We start from the raw sequence: 7430 nt of genomic DNA, 5'->3' as shown, positions 1-7430 counted from the left end.
GAACTTTCTCCGTCGGGAATAAGTATTGATATGTTCTTTTTCATAAAAATTTAATTCTAACCCAGCTCGTGCAAATTACTTGAAAATTTTGTCGCTCTGACTTGTTAATCCAAGATCAGCGATCTTTTCTCAATTTACGCACTACCTACACTTAGATCACTGATAATGTTTGAATAAAAAAGGCCCCGTCTGTTGAGATCGGGACCCTTTTACGAGAACACTATATGAAAATGAAAAAATTAACTCCTTTTTAATTACACAGTAAACATACAGGAGAAATTTCCATTTCCATAAATTTTGTTGTCAACCTTCGCGCTTATGTGGTGAAATCCCGATTTCTAAGGATGAGGTATTCAGCGGTCAGGGGAGGGCGGCAATAACTTCTCTTAAAAACACGTTGGTATCGAATTGCGGCTCTTCGGCCAGTCCCGTCCTTACCACGACCAGGTCTTTTGAAGGAATGATGAATACGTGCTGACCCTGATATCCGTTGGCAGAGTACATGTCTCTGGGAACATCAGGGAATTTGCCGTGTGCATTCAGCCAGAAATGTGCGCCGTAGACTCCGTTGGAATGTTCAGTGGGTTCCGTCGCATAAGACACCCAGGCAGGGTGAAAGATCTGCTCCCCGTTCCAGTTTCCCTTTTGGAGGTAAAGTTGTCCGAACCTTGCCCAGTCCCGGGTACTGGCCCAGGCATAAGATGAACCGACAAAGTTCCCTGCTAAATCGGTCTCTATGATCATGGAATGCATGCCGATCTTATCAATCAGGGCCTTGTAGGGAAAATTCAGGTAATTTTGATAGGTGGAAAAGGTATTTCTCAGAAGGCCGGAAAGCAGGTTGCTCGTCCCGGAGGAATAATTCCATACCTCAGTGGGCTCGGCCACCAATCGCTTTCCTGCCTGTACAGCAGCCATGTTCGACTCCATAAAAAGCATCTTGGTCACATCGGAAATGGTCGAATAATCCTCCTCCCAGTCGAGTCCGCTTTGCATCCTGAGCAGATGATCCAGGGTGATCTCCTTCCTGCCATCTGCCTCCCAGGAGGGCAGACCAGCCTTGTCGTTCATACTTATTTTACCCTGGTATTCCAGGATCCCGAAGAGGGTGGCCAGGACACTTTTCGTCATGGACCAGCCAAGCACAGGGGTATCCGGGTCAAAACCGTCCGCATATCTTTCCGCCAGGATATGACCTTTATAGAGTACCAGAACGGTCCTGGTCTTAACCGTATCCGCAAAGACGTGATCCAGGGCTCGGCTGAGTTTTCCATAGTCTACTCGACTGAAGGTAGTGTCCCTGGCCGGTAAATGCCCATGGGGATAGGGGAGGGGAATGGTCTGCTGCACCCTTAAAGGAACTTCGGAATAGAGTCGGTGATCTACGTCCCCATTGGTCAGGACACAACCCAGGCCATCCCGGCATATCGCCTTTCTCTCCATGAGTCCGAATACTTCTGCGGAAGCGACCTTGTTGGTTAGATCATAAGAAGACTCTGCCAGTTTGATCAGGGGAACATTATTGTCATTCTCAGCAACAGAATTCAGGGTTCTCCCCGCGATAAATAGGGTAGAAGCCGTGTTCTTTGCCGCGTAACCCGAGATCAGATTAAGCTTGGGATATTGGATTATCACGGTAATGACCAAAATTATAAATAGAAAAAACAGAATATATTTTATCTTCTTCATGTTGTAAAACGCACTTGTGAGTAAAAGGTTTTTAATTGCCTATCTTCTGGATGTTTTTTAAAGGTATATTTGAATGAATAAAGCAAAAATGCGTGAATAAAATGACTAGTGCAATTTCTACAGCGAACAGAATCCTTTCGGTTTGCTTTTCTGCCTGTTTATTGCCCTTACTTTTTATCTCTTGCTCCCGAGGTGATCACGATAAATTGTTTCGAGAAGTTCCTTCTGATATCAGCGGAATCACCTTCAACAATTCGCTAACGGAAAACTATGCTTATAATATGCTGATGTTCTCCAACTTTTACACCGGTGGAGGTGTGGGAGTACTCGACGTCAACAACGATGGACTGCAGGATATTTTTCTGGGAGGAAACCAGGTAAGCAGCAAGCTGTATCTCAATAAAGGGGAGCTTCAATTTGAGGATATTACGGCCGCAGCCGGAGTGGAAACAGATCGCTGGATTACAGGTATTTCCATCGTTGACATCAACGCCGATGGTTTTGATGACATTTACCTTTCGGTTTCCGGCTTTGTCAGTTTGGGTAAAACTGAAAACCTGCTGTTCATCAACAACAAGGACAATACTTTTACCGAGATGGGGTCAGCTTATGGGTTGGATGAGAAAGCACAAACAACCCATACCAGTTTCTTTGACTACGATCGGGACGGAGATCTGGATGCATTTATGGCCATCAATCCTACCGATTTTACCCTTTTTTATATGAACAGGGTTAAGAGGCCTTCTTTAAACGGGGAAGCCAAAAGCACAGACAAACTCTATGAAAACCAGGGCGACGGGACATTCCGCGACGTAAGCCATGAAGCGGGTATTAAGATAGAGGGGTACAGCCTGGGGCTCAATACCTATGATTTCAACGGGGACGGATGGACGGATATATTCGTGACGAATGATTTTATTACCAATGATATCCTCTATTTGAACAAAGGGGATGGCACCTTTGAAAACGCTCTGAAAACAGCCTTTGATGTGACCAGTTATGCCAGTATGGGGAATGACGTGGCCGATATAAACAACGACGGACAGCCCGACTTGTTCACCCTGGATATGTTGCCGGAAGACAACCAGCGCGAAAAGATACTGGTCAACACAACGAACTACAACTTCTATCAAATGGTGCTCAAACTGGGATACCATCCACAGTTTTCCAGAAATATTTTGCAGCTCAATAATGGTGACGGGACTTTTTCTGAAATCGGTCAGTTGGCCGGAATATCGCGTACGGATTGGAGTTGGAGCCCCCTCTTTGCCGATTTTGACAATGATGGGTTTAAGGATTTGCACGTGACCAACGGATTTCGGCGTGAGTTGGGAAATTTGGATTATATCAACTACAACACCCACTCCCCCTTTGTGAACCCTGGTTCCGATATTCAAAAACAAATCGATGAAATTCACAACACCCCGGGTATTCCCCTACCCAATTATTCCTTCAGGAATACAGGAGATTTAAATTTTGTCAATACCACCGAAGAGTGGGGATTTGAAAAGCCTACCTACAGCAATGGCAGTGCGGTGGCAGATTTGGACAATGACGGGGATCTCGACCTGGTGATCAACAATGTCGATATGCCAGCCATGCTCTATGAAAATCGTTCTGATGAAAAGGGGAATCACTTCGTTAAGGTCAAACTGAAATTTAGGGGTGCCAACCCGGATGCCGTGGGTGCCAAGGTATATCTGGAAAGAGAAGGCGGCAGGCAGTTACAGACGGTCAACCCCTATAGAGGCTATCTCTCATCCTCTGAAAAGATCCTTCATTTCGGTCTAGGGGATTCTTCTGGGAACAGTCGTTTAAAAGTTATTTGGCCCGATGGGGAGCAGACCTTACATCATCTTAAAGAGGCGGATAGCTTTCTGGAAATAGCATATTCAGACCAGGAAGCTGTTGTGGAAGCTGGCTCAGAGGTATCAGGAACTCCTTTGTTTACCGACATCACCGAACAATCCGGCCTCATATTTACCCACAGGGAGGACAACCAGGTAGATTTTCACCAGCAATTCCTTCTCCCTCAACAACACTCTAAACTGGGTCCGGGACTGGCGGTGGGAGACGTCAATGACGATGGTTATGAAGATTGTTATGTCGGAGGTGCCAAGGGACAGTCCGGCCGACTTTTTCTGCAACAAAAAGGCGGAACTTTCAGCGAATCCAAAATAACGTTTGACCCTCAATTCGAAGATATGGGTTGCCTTTTCTTCGATTTTGATCAGGATGGCGATCTGGATCTGTACGTTGCGAGTGGAGGTACTGGGGCAAAAATTGGTAGTGGATCATACACGGATCGGTTATACGTGAATGACGGGATGGGCAATTTTAAACGATCCGAAGGAATCCTGCCAGATCTTGATGTTAGTACTGGCACTGTGACTGCTTCGGATTTTGATAAAGACGGCGACCTGGACCTCTTCGTTGGGGGCAGGATACTGCCCGGGGCCTATCCGATGCCTGGTTCCAGTTACCTGCTGGTATACGAGGATGGGAAGTTCGTGGATAAGACCGGTGAGATCGCACCCGAACTGCAGGATATCGGCATGGTTAGTCAGGGGCTTTGGACGGATTATGATGGGGATGAAGACCTGGATCTGATTGTGGTAGGTGAGTGGATGCCCGTTACGCTCTTCCAAAACCAGAACGGAAAATTGCGGAACCAGACCCATGAATTGGGGTTATCGGATACTTCAGGTTTTTGGAACAGTATTTCGGCATCCGATATCAATCAGGATGGACGAATAGATTATTTTCTTGGAAATCTGGGCGCAAATAATACATATCGCATCAATGGTGAGTCCCCGTTGACCATCATCGCGAAGGATTTTGATCAGAACGGTTCGGTAGACCCCATACTTTTCAAGGAGTATATAGACGGGGTACACCCGGTGGCTTCCAGAGATGCCTTTTTAAGCCAATTGCCGCAGATGCGATTAAAATACCCGAACTACGAGAGCTATTCCCGGGTCGATAAGGAAACCCTTTTTGACAACCCGGGAGTTTGGGAGGATGGCCTTGAATTAAAAGCGTACACCGCACACCACAGTTATCTCCTTAATTTAGGTAATGACAGCCTGGTCCTGGATCGCATGCCCAATTTAGCGCAATTTGCTCCCGTATTTGGCACAGTTGTTCTGGATCTCAACAGGGATGGCAAGGAGGAAGTGCTAATGACCGGAAATCTTTTTTCCAATAATGTGGTTGACGGTCCGTACTGCAGTTCCCGGGGAGCCCTTATGGAATTCGATTCGAAAGGTATCCAGGTCGTCAGGGGGAACCCGAGCAATGGGTTTTTATTAAATGGGGACAGAAAATCCCTCGGAATGATCACCCTGGACGATGGACAGCTGGCGGTGATCTCGTGTACAAACGATGGGGCAGTTTCTTTGTTGCGATTTAATAGGGCCATTGAAATTGAAAAGTTTCAACCCAAAGAATACAAAGTAATCATCTCTCTTGACGATGGAAAGGAATTGGTCAGGGAGAGTTACTACGGTTCAGGGTATTTATCACAAGGCAGCAGGGCATTGGTCTTGCCCGAAAATTGGAAGGCACTCCGGTTTTATGACCCTGGGGGAATCTCGAGAACGATACTAAAATAAGGGGATGATCGTCAGGGGATTTTTCATTGATCTTTGTAGATTTTACTGTCTTGGTATTCACGAGGCGTAACACGGGATAATGATAGTAGGCAAGAACTTATAGTGATCTGAGTATCTCGTAAAATGAACTTTTTTAAAGCTATGAAGTACCAGCAAGCAAAAGCAGTTCTTTTCTTCCTCTTCGTTTCTATGCTTATCAGCTGCTCAGACAACGAGGAGAAATGGGAGTGGAGGACCATAGAGGTTACGGCTACTGCTTACAATGCGATAGAATCCCAAACAAGCTCACTGGTCAATATCGCTGCCTGGGGGGATACCCTAAGACCCGGGATGAAGTGTATTGCGGTCTCCCGTGACCTGCTAAAAAAGGGATTGAAGTACGACAGTCCTGTAAAGATCGAGGGAGTTGAAGGGGTTTTCAGGGTCAAGGATAAGATGCACAGCCGTTGGGAAAACCGAATCGATATCTTTATGGGCCTTGATGTGCAGAAAGCCAGGGAATGGGGTCGCAAAAAAGTGACCATCCAATTCGGAGTTCCGATAGATAAGAATACTCCTTCTGATCCGAAAGTAAAATGAAGCTGTGGTCGTCATATAAAAAATGGACAGGGATCCTGATCTTCCTGTTATGGACGTCTTGCGCTACTACCCGTATCGTGGACAGACCTATTATTTTCGACGCTGAAAGGGAACAGCTCACAAGGGCCTATATGGCAGAGCGATACGGACTTCAGGACAGCCTTACCATCACGCCCAGGATGATCGTCCTGCACTGGACAGCCATCCCAACCCTCGAAGGATCATTCGATGCTTTTAATGATCCGCTTATACCCCAGTGGCGCACCCTGGTGGGCAATGCTGGGAAACTCAATGTTTCCTCCCACTTCCTGGTTGGAAGAGACGGTACCATCTACAGGTTAATGCCCGAAACCGTTATGGGAAGGCATGTGATCGGGCTCAATCACTGTGCTATCGGCGTGGAAAATGTAGGGGGAACCGACGAAACACCCCTCACCGAAGCCCAGCTCCGGTCGAATATCTGGCTGGTAGACTACCTGAGTAAAAAATACAACATTGAATACCTTATCGGACATTACGAATACCCCCTCTTTGAAGGCCATGAACTCTGGCTGGAAAAAGATCCCGCCTACAGGACCGAAAAAGACGATCCGGGGGAAGAATTTATGGCCCGTGTCAGGAAAGCAACGAAAAATTGGAAATTTAAACCCGTACCAAAGCAATAATATGAAGTACCTGAAAGCATCTATCCTCCTCTTATTGGTTTGGGCTTGCAAAGAGCCCATTCAGTCTCAAAAAAAAGACATTACCTCCTCTTTATATGAAACCTATGAGGATTACAAAGAACCCAGTTTAGATAAGAGACGTATCAAACACGAGGATATTATAAAACTTTTGGAGGAGCACCGTGATGATTCCGGGGTTGAGATTCATAAGGTAGGGGAGTCTATTGAGGGGCGATCCCTTAACTTGGTCAGTCTGGGAAATGGAAACACCGATGTATTCCTCTGGTCACAGATGCACGGCAATGAACCCACGGCTACCCAGGCCATTTTCGACATCCTCAATTTCTTTAAAAGCGGGGATTTTCAGGAAGAAAAGTCCGAGATCCTGAGCAACCTCAGGCTACATTTTCTGCCTATGCTCAATCCCGACGGGGCGGAGGTATTTAAAAGGGAAAACAGGCTGGGGATCGATATCAACCGAGATGCCCTGAGACTGCAATCCCCGGAAGGACAAACCCTGAAAAGGGTGAGGGATAGCCTGCAGGCCGACTTTGGCTTTAACCTGCACGACCAGAGTACGTATTACAACGCGGAGCGCACGGAGAAACCAGCAACCATCTCTTACCTGGCTCCTGCCTATAACTACGAGAAGGATGTTGATGAAGGAAGAGGGAATGCCATGAAGGTCATTGTCTTTATGAACAGGATCATTCAACAATACGCCCCCGGTCAGGTGGGGAGATACAATGACGACTTTGAGCCCAGGGCTTTCGGGGACAACATCCAGAAATGGGGCACAAGTACCATCCTTATAGAATCAGGAGGCTATGCCGATGACAGGGAGAAGCAGGAGATCAGGAAACTCAACTACGTTTCCATCCTG

5 protein-coding genes are annotated in these 7430 nt (G+C 46.6%); 4 read left to right on the top strand and 1 reads right to left on the bottom strand.

Annotated elements, in window-relative coordinates; genetic code table 11:
• Positions 1 to 360: 360 nt before the first annotated feature.
• Positions 361 to 1689 carry a serine hydrolase domain-containing protein gene (locus tag ABYP73_RS09680; RefSeq protein WP_372974179.1) on the bottom strand — a complete coding sequence of 443 codons (1329 nt, stop codon included), beginning with the start codon at positions 1687 to 1689 and terminating at the stop codon, positions 361 to 363.
• A 287-nt stretch (positions 1690 to 1976) separates the two neighbouring features.
• Between ABYP73_RS09680 and ABYP73_RS09675 the strand changes: the two genes are divergently transcribed.
• The 4 genes from ABYP73_RS09675 to ABYP73_RS09660 form a co-directional block, all read left to right on the top strand.
• Positions 1977 to 5303 carry a VCBS repeat-containing protein gene (locus tag ABYP73_RS09675; protein ID WP_372974178.1) on the top strand — a complete coding sequence of 1109 codons (3327 nt, stop codon included), beginning with the start codon at positions 1977 to 1979 and terminating at the stop codon, positions 5301 to 5303.
• Positions 5304 to 5444: 141 nt separating this feature from the next.
• The gene (locus ABYP73_RS09670; protein ID WP_372974177.1) at positions 5445 to 5882 is read left to right on the top strand and encodes a 3D domain-containing protein; all 438 of its coding nucleotides are present in this window, start codon (positions 5445 to 5447) and stop codon (positions 5880 to 5882) included.
• The gene (locus ABYP73_RS09665; protein WP_372974176.1) at positions 5879 to 6547 is read left to right on the top strand and encodes a peptidoglycan recognition family protein; all 669 of its coding nucleotides are present in this window, start codon (positions 5879 to 5881) and stop codon (positions 6545 to 6547) included. Before ABYP73_RS09670 ends, ABYP73_RS09665 begins: the two co-directional genes overlap by 4 nt.
• Before the next feature lies 1 nt (position 6548).
• A partial coding sequence (locus ABYP73_RS09660) for a M14 family zinc carboxypeptidase (protein WP_372974175.1) occupies positions 6549 to 7430 on the top strand: 882 nt, incomplete at its 3' end.

Source organism: Muriicola sp. (genome assembly GCF_041567615.1).
Taxonomy (GTDB): Bacteria; Bacteroidota; Bacteroidia; order Flavobacteriales; family Flavobacteriaceae; genus Muriicola.
The sequence above is the reverse complement of the archived record's forward strand: the minus strand, read 5'-3'. Positions and strand labels throughout refer to the sequence as shown.